Genomic DNA, 17,365 nt, shown 5'->3' with positions numbered 1-17,365 from the left:
AGAACTTAGGGAAATTCACTTTTATAGGTTCATCGAGGAGAAAAACCAATTATGGGACTTGCAGACTCCGTTGTGCATTTAGCCTGCCATACTGCCAATAGACACCGGACCCGGATACAGGATCGGAGGCAAAGCACAACGCATCACGGATCTGGGCATTGGTTTTGCCTTGGGCAGCAAGCAAGGCAGCTACACCTGCTACTTGTGGTGCAGCCATTGATGTTCCGCTCATATATGCGTACGAGCTGCCGAGATAAGTCGACAGTATGCTGTCACCCGGAGCAGCCATATCAACCCATGCACCATAGTTGGAAAAATTGGATTTCAGATCGGAAGGATTGGTGGAAGCGACAGCAATCACATTGGGGTAGGAAGCGGGCACGATTGGATACGAAGTATTGTCATTGCCGGCAGCAGCAATAATGACTGCCCCGCGGTCCCAAGCATACTGTACCGCAGCCTGCAAGAAGGCATCGCCGACAGGTCCGCCCAGACTCAAATTCACCACTTGTATACCGTTATTGGCAGCATAGACCAGCCCGTTGCCGACATTGCCCATGGTTCCCATTCCGCTATCATCCAGCACACGAATAGGTACGATGGATGCAAGCGGAGCAACGCCAGCGATGCCAGCTCCATTATTCGTGACCGAAGCCGCAATACCGGCCACATGTGTTCCATGTCCGTTTCCGTCCTCAGGGATGGTGTCATAGCTAACATAGTCATAACCAGGAAGGAGCTTGCTTGCAAGCTCGGGGTGGTTTAGCTGCACTCCGGTATCAATAATGGCTATTTTGATGGAGCTGTTGCTTTGGCTAATATCCCAAGCCGCAGGCGCGTTAATTTTTTGCAGGTTATTCTGATAAGGGAAGTAGGGGTCATTCGGGGTATAGGATGCCTGAGCGAGGTAATTGGGTTCTACATGTTCAATGAGTTCATGATCCTTATAATACTTTAGCATGCGATGCATGATTCTGTTTGATTCGACCCGATACCAGCCGAGATCCTCATAAGTTTCGGCAACTTTGCATCTTCCTTTTTTATGCAGAGTGTGCATTTGATCTGCTGTGGTGCCGTCTTTAAACTTGACCATAAGCTGCTTGGGAGCATGGGGATGAAATTTTCGCGTTTCTAGGATGTCTTCTACGTAACGATATACAAGTCCCAGCATGAGCAGAAATGCAGCAGAGATACCCAGCCATAGCCACATCGCTTTTTCCCCCTTGTGAGTTTGATTTGGTAACACGTCTTATCGTATGCAGAGTCTCTCAAATCGCGCGGGCTTTCTATCATTTTGGATAGGAGTACAGCTAGATTGATAGAAGAAAATTAATTAGGTAAGATGATGGGAGAGAGCGAACTCACTAAGAAAGCGGGTTCGGGGTAACTGCAATAAGCAGGCTCTAATTTACAGGATAGGAATGAAAATATGGTAAAACAGCTCCAAACAGTGCCCAAGGTAATGAAGGTTCAGCTCCATCAGATTGAGCAAGCTGTTGATTTTGCCATGCGTGTCCGCAGAGAAGTATTTCCAATGATGAATCATGAACAGATACCTGCGGATCTGATGCAATTTAGAGAACATTATATGGAGACAGCAGGTGCGGTCTTTCTGGTAGCCGTAACGGAGGAAGCGGACATTGTAGGCTCCATCGGCATTGTGCCATATGATGGTCGGATTCAGGTGATCGAAGGCCGGTACCCGTACCAATCCGCAGCTGAAATTGTAAAATGTTATGTCGATCCTGCCTATCGCAGATACGGTATTGGTTCACTTTTGGTGAAAGAGCTGGAGCGTGTGGTAAGAGAAATGCCGTACACCACGTTGTACCTACACACCCACCGTTTCTTGCCTGGGGCTGTGGATTTCTGGCAGCGTCAAGGATTTACAATCGTGACCGAAGAGCATAATGAGTGGCAAATTGTGCATATGGATAAGCCTGCGGAGAAGTAATTCGTAATGTATACGTGTTTTGCATGAATGGATGGTTACAACATGGCATGAGACATAATGGGGGCAGATGCAGATGAACACACGGACACAGAAAATAGTCTTTATCGATATTGACGGAACACTGGTGGATGATGATGGGAACATACCTGTTTCAGCTCAGCAAGCTTGTATACAGGCACGTGCGAATGGACATCTGCTTTATTTGTGCACAGGGCGTTCGAAGGCGGAAATTTATGATTCCATCTGGGACGTCGGATTCGACGGTCTGATTGGTGCAGGTGGCGGATACGTGGAGTTTGGAGATGAAGTTCTCTATCATAAAAAGGTAACGGCTGAAGATGTTCGGCATATGGTCGATTTTTTCAATGAACATCAGATTGATTTCTATCTGGAATCCAATTCGGCCCTCTATGCTAGCAGCAATCTTCAAACCCATCTCGAACGTCGCATATACGGTGATGTGGAGAATGATCCGGCAGCCAGAGCGAAAAAGGAACAGAAGCCACATCCCTTTATTGCGGGTCTGACCTACGGTGAAGCCGACTTATATAAGGATGATGTCAATAAGGTTTGTTTTCTGGAAAGTGCTGTGGTTCCGTTCGAACGGATCAAGCAGGAATTTCAGGGCAAATTCGAGGTAATCCAATGTACCGTACCTATCTTTGGAGAGGGAAGCGGGGAGCTCATGATTCCTGGCATTCACAAGGCAATTGCGATTGCGGATCTGCTGGAACACCTGGGCATGTCTAGGGAGGACACACTGGCCATCGGAGACGGCATGAATGATGCGGAGATGCTGGAATTTTGCAATATAGGCATTGCCATGGGCAATGCGAAGCCCGGTCTGAAAGCCATCGCCGATGACATTACCGAAACCATTGACGAAGATGGGTTGTATCACAGTTTTGTGAAGTATGGCTTGATTTAGTCCTATGTTCTTGAGATTTCTCCCTCCTGAATAGAATCATAGCGTGCGTTAGATTACACAATTCCTGTGCACTGTCCGATATATATTAAGTACCCTCATTTACTAGATACATAAAGGAGTGCAGAACATGGATATTGCAGCATTATCAATGGCCATGAGTCAAACGTCGCTGGCGCAGTCGGCGAGTTTGCAGGTGATGTCATTGTCGAAAAACATGGCAGAACAACAAGGTCAACAGCTTACGGAAATGTTAAAATCTGTTCCAGCCCCACATCCGAATCTCGGAAGTAGTCTGGATATTTCAGTGTAGACGTTTTCGAAGAAATGCATGTTCAAAAACAATTGCAGCAAGCGAACCCAAACGGTTTCAATTCATGGAATTGAAGCAGTTTGGGTTGTTTTTTTACGACTAGGAATGATGGAGGATCATACTTCCAAAAAGCTGACGAGCCTTGTCCCAATCCACGCCGAGTTTACCTTGCCATCCAGCCCACGGCATCTCCATGTCGGAGCGGCCTTTCGTATTGCTGAGCAGTAATTCGGCATTCAGCAGCTCTTCGATATTGGTCCAATGATCAGGATGAAGGGGGAGAATCTGGTTCGGCAGAACACCCACGCGGGATAAAGATTTCAATATGCCTCGGCGGATGCCAGCCTGTCCTTTGATCAATTTCTCGGCTGTGAGCCGTTTCTCATATTTTCCCGGAGATTCATCGCTCTCTGCCTGATCCAAACTATGAAGCAGTTGATTGAAGGCGTATATGTCCTTTTCACTCGGTGTAATGGATTGATGTTCAAGCAGGGAAACTAGCTCTGTCAAATCAGCATATGCCCCTAAACTAGTTGAACTGTAATCGTGTCCCAAATGAACGGCATAGCGAATATAGGACAAATTATCCCATGCGTCATTCCTGTTACGGCTTAAACCGCAGTATTTACAACAATGGAATTGTTTCGCTTCTTCATAAGCATGGTGCTGCATGTGAACCATCATATAGTAGCTTCCAAGTGTAGTTATGCCTCGGGGATAACTTCCGCCAACACCCGCCACAAATGCATTGGTGATCGTGGTCCAGGATAGATGTTCATTTTGCTGCAAATCAATTAATTGTTGAATAATTTCGTCATGCGAAATTAGCTCCAGATTATTAGGAACCCAGCCGTGCGTATGTAATATGTCTTGTTCGTCAGCAGTTAGTGTATCCGTTTGATACACCATCACTTGGCGCTCCCTGTCATACTTGCCGTTGGTATGAAGGTACAGCTTTTTAAGCACTCTCATGCATTGTTTGTCCATGAGCATCTCCTCAAAAGTTAGTTGCTTACCCTAAGACTTCGTATAGGCTTCATTGCTTCCTTTCATTATAAATGAGATGATGGCTATATTACAGATGAGAAGCGGTGAAGCATGCGGATTAATAAATACATAAGTGAAACGGGATTCTGCTCAAGGAGAGAGACAGACCGCTTAATTGCAGCCGGGCGGATTACGATCAATGGTGAGGTCTGTGTAAAAGGGGCAGAGGTTGAAGCAGAGGATCTCGTCCTGATCGATGGCAAGGAAATCCCGCAGGTTGATCGTAAGCCTGTATACCTGGCTCTCAACAAACCAATAGGTATCGTCTGTACGGCAGCACAACAAGTCGAGGGGAATATTATACAGTATGTGAATTATCCATCACGTATCTTTGCCGTTGGCAGGCTGGATAAAGCCTCGGAAGGTTTGATTTTGCTTACGAACGATGGAGAGATTGTTAACAAAATGATGCGCTCAGAGCACAATCATGAGAAAGAATACGTGGTGACCGTGGATAAACCGATTACAGATGATTTCCTAAGAATGATGTCCCAAGGAGTCGAGATTCTGGACGTAATAACCAAGCCATGCGAAGTATATCGCCACAGAGAGGATGTTTTTCGGATTATACTGACACAGGGGCTTAATCTGCAAATTCGCAGAATGTGCAAAGCCTTGGGGTATAGAGTGCTGAAACTGGAGCGCATCCGTATTATGAATATAACACTGGATCAGCTGGAACGAGGACAATGGAGGCATCTGGAGAAGCATGAGCTGAGTACGCTGCTTGCCAGACTGAATTAGCTGACTACTCCTAGCCTGGATAATAACATTTGTGCAAAAGGTAAGTCATCGCACGCAAACATTAAGAAGGCACTAATCCTGAAAGGATGCATAGTGCCTTCTTTTGCGTTCCAAACGACCAGAGCCTAATGGATCTCGGACAACTTCGATCCGGGGGCATGCTTCCGAACTTTTCGTTCTGAGATGATGGAACCCAGGAGTGTTAACACCGCACCAAGCATGGTAACCCAAGTAATAGGTTCATCCAGCAGCAGTGCAGAGGCTACCAATGTAATTACAGGCACCAAATAAATGTAAACACTGGTTTTCACTGCTCCCAGAAGGCTTACCGCCCTATTCCAGGTTACAAAGCACAACGCAGAAGCGCCTACCCCGAGAAAAAGAAGATTGGAAAGGTTGGACAGATCGGCTAACCGCTTCATGTCAAAATGGAATTCGAACAGGAATAAGGCAGGGAGCATGAACAAAAGCCCGTAAAAGAACACTTTGCGTGTTGCGCCAATGGTGTGATAGCGAAGATCGCCTATTTTACGCATAAGGACGGAATAGATTGCCCAGACCGCAGGAGCCACAAAAGCAAGCAGATCGCCCAGCGGATTCAGCTGCAGGCTGTAACGCCCATTGAACGCAATGATCACAATGCCTGTCAAAGCAATAGCAAAACCGACGACAAAATGTCGAGATAACGGCTCATCCTTCAGGAAGAAATGCGCAAGCACAGCGGTGAAGAAGGGTGCAATGGACACAATGACACCTGCGTTGGAAGCCAGTGTGAAAACAAGCGCGATATTTTCGATCAAAAAATACAATGTGACCCCGCACAGTCCGGCCGCCATAAAAAGCATCTCATCCCGAATCGTTGATATTCGCATCACGCGTGGGTAGATCAGGAACAACACCACATATCCAATCAGAAAACGAAACATCAGGATTTCCACAGGTGTAAAGTCGATGAGCAGAATTTTTGTGGAGATAAAAGTGGTCCCCCAGATCAAAATCGTTAGCAAGGCGAGCAGGTGACCAGCCGTATGTTTATTTTCACTCATCGTGAAACACGGTCCTGCAGCCGTTGGGAATGGTATTCATGGTTAAAGATTCGGTGATATTGTTTGGGCGTCAAGCCGATTAGTTTTTTGAAAAAGTTCGTAAAATGGCTCTGATCGCTGAATCCCGTCTGGGCGGATACCTCAAGCGGCAGCGTTCCTTGTTCCAATAAGCGTTTGGCCTGATTAATACGAATCGTTTCCAGATACCGATATGGTGAGATGCCTTTTTGGCGAGTAAATAGACGTACCAGATGATACTTGCTCATTCCACTTCGCTCAGCTAACTCACCCAGCGATATACTTTCCATGTAATGAGACTCTATGTATTCGCAGATACACTTGACTTCGATCGTGACATCTTGAGTAGAGACGGAGGATTCAGCATCTGCATAATCCCGAAGCAGCTGTTCCAGCAGCAGAAGCAGCAGCTCTTCTTTGCCAAAATCGGACTGCTCCTCCAAAATCATCAAATGCAGATCATGCAAAGAGCCGACCAATTCGTGTTGATAGAGTACGGGTGCTGTGAAGTGCGGCAGATAATCTTGTCCGGTAATTTCGCGGGTGTATTCTCTCATGACCTCTGGCTGGATATTAATACAGCGATAATCGAGTGTTCTTCCGTCAATCCCTTCACAGGCGTGGGGGTCATGAGGGTTAAATATAATCATGTCGCCCGTATTTAGCACATACTCCTGATTATTGCAGACCAGATGTCGCTTGCCCTGCTCAATAAAACCAATGACATAATAGTCATGAAAGTGATTGGGGAATTTCTGCATGATGCCCTGGAATTGATAAGCTTCAAGCTGCAGATCGGTGTCAAATACAACGGTTCGTACTTCGCGATTCATGCTGCACCTTCTTTCTCGTAAGTTCTTGTCAGTATAAACTGAAAAGAAGGCAATTTCTTGGACGATATTGCGCTCGCGCATGTATAAATAGCAGGGAAGCAGCAGAAAAAGAGCAGATTTCCTGCTCTTTTTCTTTTTTTCATCTATATCGTACTACTTATATAACCTCATGGGAAGGCTTGTCAGAGATTGTCCTGCTGCAGACGGAGTCAGGTGGTCTTCCAGAATGAACCCGCTGACGGGTTCAATATTTGAAAAGGTTCTCAAAAATGTCGTCAGAACAATTTTGGCTTCCAGCCTAGCGAGAGGTGCACCCAGGCAGAAGTGTGTGCCGAAGCCAAAAGCGAGCTGTTTGTTATTGTTCGGACGATGAATATTCAATGTGAAAGGATCCTCGAACATGTCCTCATCCATGTTGGCTGCACTCATCCAGGCTACGATGGCATCTCCTTTTTTGAGCTCAACTCCAAGCAGGTTATTATCCGCTTTGACCATGCGGTCCATTTTACTGATATGGAAACGGTACCGCAGCATTTCTTCCACTGCATTTCCGACAAGCTCTGGATTATCTCTCAGCTCCGTGTACAGTCCAGGCTTATCATAGAGCAGCGCATAGAAGGAATTGGCCAACAGGTTGCTTGTCGTTTCTATTCCTGCACCCAGAATGAACATGGTGGTGCGTACAATTTCCTCATCCGTAAAATGTTCACCATCCACTTCGACCTGGATCAGGTCCGAGATAATGTCCTCGGCAAGATTTGTGCGTTTGGACACGACAAAAGGGTAAAGGTATTCGAAATATTGCTGACCCGCTATTTTCTTCATTTCATTGATCCGGCTAAAGGTTGCATCTGTTGTTGGCATGAAGAGAATATCTACCCATTCCTTAAATAGGAGCCTGTCTTTGGAAGGAATGCCAAGCAGATCAGACATGATGATTACTGGAAACATACTTGTGTAGGCTTGTACAATATCCACCTCGGGAAGCTGTGAAAATTCCGCGACTAACTCGTCTGCTGCGGCCTGAATACGCGGTTCCCACAGTTTGAGACTTCTTGGGGTAAATGCACTTGCTAATAATGATCTTCGCTTGCGGTGTTCCGGAGGATCGACGTTGTGAATATCCAGCTTGTCCGGAATATGATGCTCGCTGTCCGCACCTTCTCCTTCATTTGAATACCCCACGTTCACAATCGATCTTTCTCTTACACTGGAGAAATGTTCATGATCATTCAATACGGTTTTGACCAAGTCATACTTGAACACATGCCAGGAATCCGTTTCTTCATTGTAAACGACGGGTTCCTGTTTGAGCATGTGGCGATACCAACGATAAGGGCTAAACTCTTCTTCTTTCGATTGGAATTTCGTGATTTCAGACAGAGAAATAATCGTGCTCTTCTTCATTCATCTTACCTCCTTAGTTGGGGTCATTGACAAATATAACAAACAAGAGTACTTTAATTCAAGTAGTTTAAATTATAATAATAAGGTGGAGTAGAGAGTGAAGAGCATGCTGAAGCATAAAGGAGTCAAAGCGGGTATATTCATGATTGTGTTCTATCAGATTGTGATGCTGACCGTTTTCATGTCCGGATATAGCGCGATCCCCAAAAATGTAACGAATCTTACCGTGGCCATCGTTAATGAGGACCAACAATCCGGTACTGAATTTGTTCAGAAGCTGCAAGAGCAGCTCCCGTTCAATATCGTAACCGATGAATCGCTGGAACAGGCGAAGACGGGTCTGGAGGACCGCGATATTCATATGGTGATACGTATACCTGGTGATTTTACGGAGAAACTGTCTGAACAGAGCGGCAAAGCGCAGCTGGAATATTTGATTAATGAATCTAACCCAACGACCATTACCAGTTCGATGAAAAGTGTAGCAGCAGAAATTACCGCTCAGATCAGCGCACAGGTTCAGGCTCAAAGCTTCGAAGCGGTATTGAACGGAATGCAGGTTCCTGCGGATCAATCCAAACAGATTGTGGAATCAACTACCGGCAAGGTCTCATCCAATATCGTCATGAGCAACCCGCAGCCTGCCGGTATGCAAAATCAGATGGCACCGATGTTCATCACGATGGCGCTCTACGTTGGAGCCATGATCTATGCCATGCAGAGCGTGGGCGGAATGCAGCAGCTGCGTGCACAAATGGGAAAATGGAAAGCCTTTTTTGCCCTGCGGGGGGCGAACCTGCTGATATCCCTGATTGCTCCTCTGGTTGGAGTAGGCATCTATTTCATGGTTCAAGGATATGGAGTTGAAGTCTTTCTGAAAATGTGGCTGGTGCACAGTCTGCAATTATTCGTGTCGATTGAATTTACAAGTATCTTCATCATGCTTCTCGGTCAAGGAGGTATGCTGATCAACATGATATTCGTGCTTAGCCAGTCCATTGCCAACGGCACGTCCATGTCACTCGAAATGATGCCTGGATATTTCAAATTCGTCAGTCAGATCACGCCGATGTTCTATTCCACGCATCTGGATTACAATATTCTCTTCGGTGGTGGCAGAACGGCCCATTACGCCATTGGATTAGCGCTGGTTGGGCTGGTCGCTTTCGTGCTCAATGCAGCGATTCAACATTTCAAACAGGCCAAGCAAACCAATCCGCTGCAAGAGTCTTCACAACAGCCCGCTATAGTATAAAATAAGAAATAAAAGGGCTCGGGCGATTTTGTAAAAAGCTGTGCCCTTGGTAAGAGCAGAATGGGGGCAGTCACATGTCAATTCAAATATTTATTCTTGGTGCATTAAGTGAAGGGAATTGTTATCCCTATGATATTAAAAAGCAAATAGGCAAACATTTGGATCAGACCGAGGCCAAAATCACGGAAGGTACGATCTATTACAATTTTGAAGTGCTGCATAAGAAGGGTCTAATCGAGAAGATTGAAACGATCCAGAGTGAGAATAGACCAGACAAAACGATGTATGGGATCACCGATCAAGGGCGGCTAGCACTTGAAGAGAGCATCTATAAAGTATTTCAGAAATTCACGACCATTCAGTCCCTTTATGCAGCGCTGGTTAATCTGGATAAGGTGGATAATCAGAAGATCGCATACCTTATTGAAGATATAATCGTGAAACAAAGAAAAAAACTCGATTATATTGACGAGCAGAAACCAGAGGAGATTGAGGTAAGTGAGGATTTGATGGATGCTCTGTGGCTGATGAGGGATCATGCTTATCACACGATTGAGAGCAACATTGCCTGGTTGGAGAAGCTCCTTCATCATGTTCAGAGCAGAGCCTTAAGGCATTAAGCGCGTTACGCGTCACCGTGCCTGCGAAGAGGTGCGTCAGGTCAGCGACAGTCTGGCTTTGAACGCGCCTTTTTTTGTCTAAAGTGCGAAGCAGAATCAGGAGCCTGGATTGAAAGATATGGAAAAAACCTATAGAATCTGAACTATGTCGTAAATGAACATTGTATAACGAAGGAGAGGAAATTTCATGTTCGAACATCTGGTGGTATTCAAATTCAACGATAAAATTACGCCGGCAAAACAGCAGGAATTTGTCACACAATTGCTCGCCTTGCAGGACGAGATTCCTGGGATCATCGATCTGACTGCCGGAATCAATGTAACGGAAGAGACGGATCATATTCAGGGATTCACGCTTGGATTAAGAGTGACGTTTGAAGACCAAGAAGCCTTGCGTGCATATGGTCCACATCCTGCGCATCAGGCTTTTGTAGCTTCCCTTAACGGATGGGTAGAGAATGTTATTGTAACGGACTTTCCGATTCCTTCGAAATAAGACAGGTCATGTAGGAGAAAACTAATATGAGTTTAAATACCAGCACATATCGGTTGGAAGATTTAAGCGAGCTGGAGTACGAAGTTCGTATCGGGAGTGTGTCAGAGAATACCTATAGGAAGATCATGATTTTGAAATTTAGTGGTGTCTACGGGTTTGGCAGTAGAGGCAACTCGGATGCCCGTTATATGAGTGCAATCGGCAAAGCTGTGCTGGAAGCCTGGAGGCCGGACGGACTTGTTATTGATCTGTCGGACATGCAGTATGATTGGGGAGATGAGTTGGATCTTGTTTTTGACGTAGGTAGTGAGATCTCACGGTACCGTCCATTTCCGCTTGCGCTTACCGTTGGACCCAAATCAGAAGAAGCGGTCAGAACACTTCTGCTTGGGGTTGGCAGTGAAGATGGAATCGAATCTGCCGGATGGGTGTTCCGGAGTGTGGAGGAGGGATGGGCCTACATCGCTTCCCAATTTGCCACCTAGAAGTCCAGATACCTTCAATGAAAAATTCCGATCATGATTAAATCGATTGAACAGCAGGCTGGCACATGTGGTGCTGGCTTTTTTCTTTTCTCCTGATATTCCGTAAAAAATGTAGTGAGATGTTAAATTATATTACACTAGAAATCGGGTGTTTTGTTTCGTTTGCCCAAAAAGATACGATCTCTTTATATCCTGTAACAATTCTCGTTCATGTATCATGGAAGTTTTCGAAATAGTTTATATAATGTGAATCAACATAACATGATTATTCAGTGCGATGGGTTGATTCTAATTTCGGGGGCGAGCGCGGATGAACGAAACAAAAAAGATGAGAATTTTTTCACTGGGGATTCAACATGTATTGGCGATGTATGCCGGGGCAATTCTGGTACCTTTACTCGTGGGAAGAGCCTTGAATCTGACGGCAGAGCAGCTGGCATATCTGGTATCCATTGACCTGCTCACATGCGGTGTTGCAACGTGGCTGCAGGCTCGAAAGGGAAAGTATCTGGGTATTGGTTTGCCGGCAGTACTCGGTAGTTCATTTGTAGCTGTAACGCCCATGATCGCCATCGGATCTCAGTATGGAATTCCAGCCATTTATGGGTCCATCATAGTTGCCGGTTTATTTATCGTCATCTGTGCCGTATTTTTCAGCAAAATCGTCAAGCTGTTTCCTCCCGTTGTCATTGGTACCGTGGTAACCATTATCGGTCTAGCACTTATTCCTACCGGTATTAAGAATATGGCTGGCGGGGCAAATAGTGAGAACTTCGGAAGCCTGGACAATCTGGCACTATCTTTCGGAGTACTGCTCTTTATTTTGATCCTGAACCGGTATGCTCGGGGTTTCGTTAAATCTCTAGCTGTCCTGATTGGCATCATCGCAGGAACGCTCATTGCGGCTCTTATGGGAAAAGTGAATTTCTCTCCTGTACAGGAAGCGTCATGGTTCCACTTGCCACAACCCTTTTATTTCGGAATGCCAACCTTTGAGCTTGGCCCGATTATTACAATGATCATCGTAGGTACTGTCGTGATTATTGAGTCAACGGGTGTGTTTATGGCTTTGAGCAAAATTTGTGATCAGCCCATCAATGAGAAGGATCTGGCTCGCGGTTATCGTGCAGAGGGCTTGGCTTTTGTACTTGGCGGGATATTCAATGCCTTCCCATACAATACATTTGCACAGAATGTCGGGCTCGTTCAATTGTCCAAGGTGAAAACGACAAATGTTGTGGTTGCAGCCGGAGGCATTCTCGTCTTCCTTGGACTCATTCCGAAGGTAGCAGCATTTGCAACCATTATCCCAAGTGCAGTATTAGGCGGTGCGACAGTGGTTCTGTTCGGTATGGTCGTATCCTCTGGAATCAAAATGCTGCAAACCGTCGATTTCGGCAGGCAGTCCAATCTGTTGATCGTTGCTTGTTCGGTATCGCTCGGGCTTGGTGTCACAGCCGTACCAGATCTGTTTGCCCAGCTGCCACAGAGCATTCGGATCATTGTGAGCGATGGTATTATCACAGGAAGTCTGTCAGCGATTCTGCTCAATATCTTTTTCAACCTTGGTTTCAAAAAGGAAAGTCTGCCTGTCCAGCCTGTAGCCGGAACACAGGAAGCACATACCTGATTTCATCTTAACTGAATAATAGCGAATTAAACGAGTAAGCCCACATCGAATTCATTCCTGGAAAGATTGAATAACATCATTCTTCCTAATGAATACCTTGTGGGTTTATTTGGCTGCCCTACACGATGAAACATGCAAACACCCTACAAATATGCTAAAGTTTCCTTATGAGCATATGATATGTTCATCATTTCGAAATTCCATGCGACTACATAAATGAGCATTGGTTCACACAGGCTACATGAATACAAACAGAGGAGTTCCTTTGTTGAGGAGAAGGAGTGGAGTGCACATGGTAAAGGATAAGCTAGGCGCAGGCTGGAATTTGGACAATAGTTATGCCCGGCTGCCGCAGACCTTTTATACAAGTCAGGGTGCAGTACCGGTACAGTCGCCTGAGCTTGTCATCTTAAATGAAACCCTTGCCGCCAGCCTCGGGCTGAATGCTGAAGCGCTGAGCAGCAAGGAAGGGGCATCAATTTTTGCAGGCAATGAACTTCCGCCTGGAGCCGAGCCTCTGGCTCAAGCTTACGCAGGGCATCAATTTGGCAATTTCAACATGCTTGGTGATGGACGGGCATTGCTGCTGGGTGAACAGATTACGCCACAGGGCGAGAGGGTGGATATTCAGCTCAAAGGTTCAGGCAGAACACCATACTCACGTGGAGGAGATGGTCGGGCGGCGATCGGACCGATGCTGCGTGAATATATTATTAGTGAAGCGATGGAAGCCCTGGGTATCCCTACAACGAGAAGTTTGGCAGTAGTGACGACTGGAGAAAGCATTTTTCGTGAAACGGAACGGCCGGGTGCCATATTAACCCGAGTGGCCTCCAGTCACATCCGCGTGGCCACCTTTCAGTTTGCAGCTAGATGGGGAACTGTAGACGAACTGAGAGCACTGGCCGACTATACGCTGGAGCGTCATTTCCCCGACATTCCTTTGGTTCATAACCGATACTTGAACTTCCTCCGTGCAGTCATCAAACGACAGGCATCACTGATAGCCAAGTGGCAGAATGTTGGATTTATCCATGGTGTCATGAATACGGACAATATGGCCATCAGTGGAGAAACGATTGACTACGGGCCTTGTGCTTTTATGGATGCTTATAATCCGGCTACAGTCTTTAGTTCAATCGATACACAAGGTCGCTATGCCTACGGCAATCAACCCTATATTGCGGGCTGGAATCTGGCTCGTCTTGCGGAGACTTTACTGCCGCTGCTGCATGAAAATGAAGATGTGGCCATTCAGATTGCACAGGATGCCATCTCCCAATTCTCGGAGCAGTATCATCAAGAATGGGTATCCGGCATGCGTGCCAAGCTGGGATTATTGACAGAAGAGGACGAAGATGAAACGCTTATAAAAGACCTTCTGGAACTGATGGAAAAGCAATCGGCGGACTTCACGAATACGTTCTTAGCTTTAACCTTTGATAAGTGGGAGAACTCCAATCTGAACGAAGCGGCGGAATTTGAGGAATGGAATGAACGCTGGAAAGCCAGACTGGGCCGGCAGTCTGAATCCAAAGAGGCTGTAGAGCAATTGATGATGAGCAGCAATCCTGCAATCATCCCACGGAATCATAGAGTGGAAGAGGCGCTTGAACGGGCAGAAAACGATGGGGATTATCGCGTAATGAACCAGCTGCTAGCCGTTCTCCGGAAACCTTATGCACATACACCGGAACAGGAAGAATACGCCACATTGCCGACGACCTGTGATCCATCTTATCGGACATTTTGCGGAACCTGATGGGAAGTGCAGATTCAGCATTCAGATTGAAAAGACAATCATAAGTTGCAATAGGTACCTTGTGAGTACAAGCCACACGGTGATCACGAAGAAGCTGCCACCGGCAGCTTTTTCATGATCATGTCATGGGGAGTGCAATTTTAAATGAATTACAGGTGGTGAGCTGCCATGTCAGAGGTTTTAACCAAACAGGAATTAGCAGTCAAGCTGCTTGAACTGTTATCCCAAACAGACTTTGACCATGAACAGAGCAATACATATGTTAACCGTCTATTCGAGCCTTTCAAATGGGAAGGCGTGCCTTATGTTGAAATTGAAAATGGAACCTATATCGTCACCATATATGAACGTGGAATGCCCATGTTGAAGAAAAAGTTGAAGCAGACCGAGATGGTGATCTACTGGCTGCTGGAGGATATTATTTTTACCACGGTGCATGTGGAGATGTTGAAAAAATACGATGTAGATAATATCAACACTCATCTAAAATACACGAGCGAAGTGATACAGGAAATGGACCACAACGTAACGAACGCTTTTCAGCAGTTGGGAGAACCCTATTTACACTGGCATCAAACCGGTAAACGCCATGAACTGGAGAGCATGCAGCCTAGCGGAAGGGATGAAGGGCATGACTAATCAAGATATTCATGATGTATGGTATGATTATGCGTTGAAGTTTGTAGACAAAAAGAACAAACAGGAACAGGGATGGTCGGGATTAACATCCGAGGAGCAGGAAATTGCAGCCCTATGGCTGTTGGAAGTAGACGTATTTAACGGTGGGTTTATTCAATTTTTCTGCAATTGGGGAGAAGAAGCATATCTTCATGTTTTGCGGGCATTACATACGATTGGTGCGAACCAAGTACTGGGTAATATTCAAGAGCAGTATCGCTTGATCGAGCATTTGGCGGATGATGAACGGCTGACAGCATTATGGGACATTCCCCGTTTACTCACGACAGAAGAGGAACTAAGGTTAGATGCTCTGGATCAGCAATTGTGGGATAACGAGGATCAGATTGCGGAGAAGGCATACACGTATTATCATAGGAAGCTGAATATGGAGGCATAGTATAAAAGGTCAGAGGTATCTTTTGCTGTACGGCGAGCAGATTAAATACAGGCTCTTGCAATGGATTGAACGTTCGGCTATACTGGCTATAATCTAATACATGAATTACGTTGATGGAGCGCAGTAGCGGCTTTGTCCCTGTTACAGAAAGTCAGGGGTTGATGGAACCTGATACATACAAGGGCTGCGAATTACACTCTGGAGTACTTGGGTAATGCCAAGCGGAATGGGCAAACGATATATTGCCGAAAGCGGTATGGATGGTGCGTAAGCATCTGTTCATGCAAGTTGGGTGGTACCACGGTTATGATAATCGTCCCTATGTCTAATGAAGACAAGGAGGCGATTTTTTTGTGTCCAAAAAAGCTGCTTTCATCTGTATTTTTGACCATTAACGTAGTCCATGACTGAAAAACGATTAGAAGAGAAAGGGGTTGTTTGGGTTGAATATTATTGATGAACTTGAATGGCGTGACGCCATAAACCAACAGACGGATGCGGAGGGGCTGCGTGAGCTAACGGAAACCAAGTCGATATCCTTGTACTGTGGAGTTGACCCTACTGGAGACAGTATGCACATCGGTCACCTGATTCCGTTCATGATGCTGAAACGTTTTCAACTTGCGGGACATCGTCCAGTGATCCTGATTGGGGGAGCAACGGGTACAATTGGTGACCCAAGTGGACGTCAATCCGAGCGTTCGCTGCAAACCCTGGAACAGGTCCAAGAGAACGTCAATAAGCTGACAGCACAGATGAAAAAATTGTTCGTAACCGAAGGCGACAATCAGGTTCGTATGGTGAACAACTACGACTGGACCCATCAAATTAACGTCATCGAGTTTTTGCGTGATTACGGGAAAAACTTCAATCTTAACACGATGCTGGCAAAAGATGTGGTAGCGAGCAGACTGGAAGGCGGAATCTCGTTCACCGAGTTTTCCTACCAGATCCTGCAGTCTCTGGATTATCATCACCTGTTCCAAAACGAGGATGTACAGCTGCAGATCGGTGGCTCCGATCAATGGGGGAATATCACGAGTGGTCTGGACCTCATCCGCAAGAAGGAAGGATCTGAAGCAAGAGCTTACGGGCTGACGATCCCTCTGATGCTCAAAGCCGATGGTACGAAATTCGGTAAAACCGCGGGCGGTGCGATCTGGTTGGATCCGGACAAAACGACACCATTCGAATTCTACCAGTTCTGGGCGAATACGGATGATCGCGATGTCATCAAATACCTGAAATACTTCACCTTCCTGAGCAAAGAGGAAATTGAAGCTTTGGCTGAAAAGGTGGAGACTGAGCCGCACAAACGTGAAGCACAGAAGGCACTCGCCGAAGAAATGACAAAATTCGTTCACGGCGATGAGATGCTGGAGCAAGCTAAACGGATTACCGCTGCGCTCTTCAGTGGAGATATTCGCTCCCTAACAGCAGATGAGATCGAGCAGGGCTTCAAGGAAATGCCTATGTTTGAAACAGACGGCGAAGCCAAAAACATCGTGGACTGGCTGTTGGATCTGGGCCTTGAGCCATCCAAACGCCAAGCGCGTGAGGATGTCACGAAAGGTGCGATCTCTATGAACGGAGAGAAGATTACAGAGCTGGAATTCACAGTGTCTGCAGAGCATGCGATTGGTGGCAAGTTCATCATTATTCGTAAAGGCAAGAAGAACTACAGCCTTGTGAAATTGAAGTAGGAACGTACCGTATCATGAATATCTTGGGAAGAACAACGTAAGTTTACAT

At 46.0% G+C, this 17,365-nt stretch carries 18 protein-coding genes and 1 other annotated feature; of the genes, 13 read left to right on the top strand and 5 right to left on the bottom strand.

The window, feature by feature from the left end; genetic code table 11:
• Positions 1–49: 49 nt before the first annotated feature.
• Entirely contained in the window at positions 50–1,210 is a 1,161-nt protein-coding gene (locus GUA98_RS09655; RefSeq protein WP_153979081.1) for a S8 family peptidase, read from the bottom strand.
• 240 nt (positions 1,211–1,450) lie between these two features.
• Between GUA98_RS09655 and GUA98_RS09650 the strand changes: the two genes are divergently transcribed.
• The 3 genes from GUA98_RS09650 to GUA98_RS09640 all read left to right on the top strand — a co-directional run bounded on the left by GUA98_RS09650 (position 1,451) and on the right by GUA98_RS09640 (position 3,192).
• Entirely contained in the window at positions 1,451–1,954 is a 504-nt protein-coding gene (locus GUA98_RS09650) for a GNAT family N-acetyltransferase (RefSeq protein ID WP_321573854.1), read from the top strand.
• A 73-nt stretch (positions 1,955–2,027) separates the two neighbouring features.
• Positions 2,028–2,882 carry a Cof-type HAD-IIB family hydrolase gene (locus GUA98_RS09645; protein WP_193722827.1) on the top strand — a complete coding sequence of 285 codons (855 nt, stop codon included), beginning with the start codon at positions 2,028–2,030 and terminating at the stop codon, positions 2,880–2,882.
• Between the two features lie 127 nt (positions 2,883–3,009).
• The gene (locus GUA98_RS09640) at positions 3,010–3,192 is read left to right on the top strand and encodes a YjfB family protein (protein WP_095357337.1); all 183 of its coding nucleotides are present in this window, start codon (positions 3,010–3,012) and stop codon (positions 3,190–3,192) included.
• Positions 3,193–3,291: 99 nt separating this feature from the next.
• Here GUA98_RS09640 and GUA98_RS09635 read toward each other — a convergent pair whose 3' ends face one another.
• Positions 3,292–4,179: a hypothetical protein gene (locus GUA98_RS09635; protein ID WP_193722826.1), complete on the bottom strand. Its 888-nt coding sequence runs from the start codon at positions 4,177–4,179 to the stop codon at positions 3,292–3,294.
• Positions 4,180–4,290: 111 nt separating this feature from the next.
• On the opposite strand from GUA98_RS09635, the gene GUA98_RS09630 reads away from it, so the two are divergent.
• The gene (locus tag GUA98_RS09630) at positions 4,291–4,983 is read left to right on the top strand and encodes a pseudouridine synthase (RefSeq protein ID WP_193722825.1); all 693 of its coding nucleotides are present in this window, start codon (positions 4,291–4,293) and stop codon (positions 4,981–4,983) included.
• A 125-nt stretch (positions 4,984–5,108) separates the two neighbouring features.
• On the opposite strand, the gene GUA98_RS09625 is transcribed toward GUA98_RS09630, so the two are convergent.
• The 3 genes from GUA98_RS09625 to GUA98_RS09615 form a co-directional block, all read right to left on the bottom strand.
• On the bottom strand, positions 5,109–6,029 hold the full coding sequence (locus tag GUA98_RS09625; RefSeq protein ID WP_193722824.1) for a DMT family transporter: 921 nt from the start codon (positions 6,027–6,029) through the stop codon (positions 5,109–5,111).
• Positions 6,026–6,880: an AraC family ligand binding domain-containing protein gene (locus GUA98_RS09620; RefSeq protein WP_193722823.1), complete on the bottom strand. Its 855-nt coding sequence runs from the start codon at positions 6,878–6,880 to the stop codon at positions 6,026–6,028. Before GUA98_RS09620 ends, GUA98_RS09625 begins: the two co-directional genes overlap by 4 nt.
• Before the next feature lie 153 nt (positions 6,881–7,033).
• Positions 7,034–8,287, bottom strand: a complete 1,254-nt coding sequence (locus GUA98_RS09615; RefSeq protein WP_193722822.1) for a cytochrome P450 — start codon at positions 8,285–8,287, stop codon at positions 7,034–7,036.
• Positions 8,288–8,393: 106 nt separating this feature from the next.
• On the opposite strand from GUA98_RS09615, the gene GUA98_RS09610 reads away from it, so the two are divergent.
• The 9 genes from GUA98_RS09610 to tyrS all read left to right on the top strand — a co-directional run bounded on the left by GUA98_RS09610 (position 8,394) and on the right by tyrS (position 17,316).
• Positions 8,394–9,542: a YhgE/Pip domain-containing protein gene (locus GUA98_RS09610; protein WP_227779509.1), complete on the top strand. Its 1,149-nt coding sequence runs from the start codon at positions 8,394–8,396 to the stop codon at positions 9,540–9,542.
• A 74-nt stretch (positions 9,543–9,616) separates the two neighbouring features.
• Entirely contained in the window at positions 9,617–10,162 is a 546-nt protein-coding gene (locus GUA98_RS09605) for a PadR family transcriptional regulator (protein WP_127536673.1), read from the top strand.
• 187 nt (positions 10,163–10,349) lie between these two features.
• Positions 10,350–10,658 carry a Dabb family protein gene (locus GUA98_RS09600; protein WP_153979071.1) on the top strand — a complete coding sequence of 103 codons (309 nt, stop codon included), beginning with the start codon at positions 10,350–10,352 and terminating at the stop codon, positions 10,656–10,658.
• Between the two features lie 26 nt (positions 10,659–10,684).
• Complete coding sequence (locus GUA98_RS09595) at positions 10,685–11,143, top strand: hypothetical protein (RefSeq protein ID WP_193722820.1); 459 nt, start codon at positions 10,685–10,687, stop codon at positions 11,141–11,143.
• 310 nt (positions 11,144–11,453) lie between these two features.
• Positions 11,454–12,773 carry a nucleobase:cation symporter-2 family protein gene (locus tag GUA98_RS09590; RefSeq protein WP_193722819.1) on the top strand — a complete coding sequence of 440 codons (1,320 nt, stop codon included), beginning with the start codon at positions 11,454–11,456 and terminating at the stop codon, positions 12,771–12,773.
• A gap of 292 nt (positions 12,774–13,065) precedes the next feature.
• On the top strand, positions 13,066–14,535 hold the full coding sequence (locus GUA98_RS09585; RefSeq protein WP_193722818.1) for a protein adenylyltransferase SelO: 1,470 nt from the start codon (positions 13,066–13,068) through the stop codon (positions 14,533–14,535).
• Between the two features lie 168 nt (positions 14,536–14,703).
• Positions 14,704–15,174, top strand: a complete 471-nt coding sequence (locus tag GUA98_RS09580; protein WP_193722817.1) for an Imm63 family immunity protein — start codon at positions 14,704–14,706, stop codon at positions 15,172–15,174.
• Positions 15,167–15,613 (top strand): DMP19 family protein, encoded by a 447-nt coding sequence (locus GUA98_RS09575; protein WP_193722816.1) that lies wholly within the window; start codon positions 15,167–15,169, stop codon positions 15,611–15,613. The genes GUA98_RS09580 and GUA98_RS09575 overlap by 8 nt, the downstream gene beginning before the upstream one ends.
• A 101-nt stretch (positions 15,614–15,714) precedes the next feature.
• Positions 15,715–15,937, top strand: a binding site (T-box leader).
• A 119-nt stretch (positions 15,938–16,056) separates the two neighbouring features.
• Positions 16,057–17,316, top strand: a complete 1,260-nt coding sequence (gene tyrS, locus GUA98_RS09570) for a tyrosine--tRNA ligase (protein ID WP_193722815.1) — start codon at positions 16,057–16,059, stop codon at positions 17,314–17,316.
• Positions 17,317–17,365: the final 49 nt, after the last annotated feature.

This window comes from Paenibacillus sp. P13VS (genome assembly GCF_015143645.1).
Classification (GTDB): domain Bacteria; phylum Bacillota; class Bacilli; order Paenibacillales; family Paenibacillaceae; genus Paenibacillus; species Paenibacillus xylanilyticus_A.
Note: the sequence above shows the minus strand (reverse complement) of the source record. Positions and strands in the feature narration are given on the sequence as shown.

Bases quoted from the DNA above. Each gene is read 5' to 3' on its own strand.
- GUA98_RS09605 (WP_127536673.1), top strand. From the start codon at position 9,617: ATGTCAATTCAAATATTTATTCTTGGTGCATTAAGTGAAGGGAATTGT.
- GUA98_RS09590 (WP_193722819.1), top strand. From the start codon at position 11,454: ATGAACGAAACAAAAAAGATGAGAATTTTTTCACTGGGGATTCAACAT.
- GUA98_RS09595 (WP_193722820.1), top strand. From the start codon at position 10,685: ATGAGTTTAAATACCAGCACATATCGGTTGGAAGATTTAAGCGAGCTG.
- GUA98_RS09640 (WP_095357337.1), top strand. From the start codon at position 3,010: ATGGATATTGCAGCATTATCAATGGCCATGAGTCAAACGTCGCTGGCG.
- GUA98_RS09635 (WP_193722826.1), bottom strand. From the start codon at position 4,179: ATGGACAAACAATGCATGAGAGTGCTTAAAAAGCTGTACCTTCATACC.
- GUA98_RS09600 (WP_153979071.1), top strand. From the start codon at position 10,350: ATGTTCGAACATCTGGTGGTATTCAAATTCAACGATAAAATTACGCCG.
- GUA98_RS09620 (WP_193722823.1), bottom strand. From the start codon at position 6,880: ATGAATCGCGAAGTACGAACCGTTGTATTTGACACCGATCTGCAGCTT.
- GUA98_RS09645 (WP_193722827.1), top strand. From the start codon at position 2,028: ATGAACACACGGACACAGAAAATAGTCTTTATCGATATTGACGGAACA.
- GUA98_RS09615 (WP_193722822.1), bottom strand. From the start codon at position 8,287: ATGAAGAAGAGCACGATTATTTCTCTGTCTGAAATCACGAAATTCCAA.
- GUA98_RS09585 (WP_193722818.1), top strand. From the start codon at position 13,066: ATGGTAAAGGATAAGCTAGGCGCAGGCTGGAATTTGGACAATAGTTAT.
- GUA98_RS09575 (WP_193722816.1), top strand. From the start codon at position 15,167: ATGACTAATCAAGATATTCATGATGTATGGTATGATTATGCGTTGAAG.
- GUA98_RS09580 (WP_193722817.1), top strand. From the start codon at position 14,704: ATGTCAGAGGTTTTAACCAAACAGGAATTAGCAGTCAAGCTGCTTGAA.
- GUA98_RS09655 (WP_153979081.1), bottom strand. From the start codon at position 1,210: ATGTGGCTATGGCTGGGTATCTCTGCTGCATTTCTGCTCATGCTGGGA.
- GUA98_RS09630 (WP_193722825.1), top strand. From the start codon at position 4,291: ATGCGGATTAATAAATACATAAGTGAAACGGGATTCTGCTCAAGGAGA.
- GUA98_RS09625 (WP_193722824.1), bottom strand. From the start codon at position 6,029: ATGAGTGAAAATAAACATACGGCTGGTCACCTGCTCGCCTTGCTAACG.
- GUA98_RS09610 (WP_227779509.1), top strand. From the start codon at position 8,394: ATGCTGAAGCATAAAGGAGTCAAAGCGGGTATATTCATGATTGTGTTC.